Origin of the sequence: Streptomyces sp. NRRL WC-3549 (assembly GCF_000721935.1) — a bacterium.
Classification (GTDB): domain Bacteria; phylum Actinomycetota; class Actinomycetes; order Streptomycetales; family Streptomycetaceae; genus Streptomyces.
The window spans coordinates 222,308-222,797 of sequence record NZ_KL585381.1 but is presented as its reverse complement, the minus strand read 5'-3'; the positions used below and the strand labels follow the sequence as shown (position 1 = coordinate 222,797).

Below are 490 nucleotides of genomic sequence, written 5' to 3'. Positions count from 1 at the left end.
GTTCAGCGCTGAACACGCCCGTCGGCCACTGCCGTGACAGGAAACGATCGCCGGGTCAGCCGGAGAGGCGGACCGGCATGATCAGGTACTTGTACGCGTCGTTCGCCTCGGCGTCGACGGCCGGGCGGCCGCTGAGCAGGGCGGGCTTGGTCGACGTCGTGAAGGACAGCTGGGCGACCGGGGAGTCGATCGCGCTGAGCCCGTCCAGCAGGAAGGTCGGGTTGAAGGCGATCGAGATGTCGTCGCCCTCGAGGACGGCGTCGACCCTCTCCACAGCCTGTGCGTCGTCGCTGGAGCCGGCCTCCAGGATCAGCACCCCCTGCTCGAAGCTGAGCCGCACCGGCGTGTTCCGCTCGGCGACCAGGGCCACACGCTTGACGGCCTCGACGAACGGGGCCGTCTCGATGACCGCGACCGAGTTGAACTCGGTGGGGAAGAGCGTGCGGTACTTCGGCAGGTCGCCCTCGAGCCTGTCTCTTATACACATCTC

Annotated in this window: 1 pseudogene; it reads right to left on the bottom strand. The window is 67.8% G+C overall.

Annotated features, from left to right (window positions below):
- Positions 1–55: 55 nt before the first annotated feature.
- Positions 56–490, bottom strand: a pseudogene (locus IH13_RS0101265) (DNA polymerase III subunit beta); the annotation flags it as partial.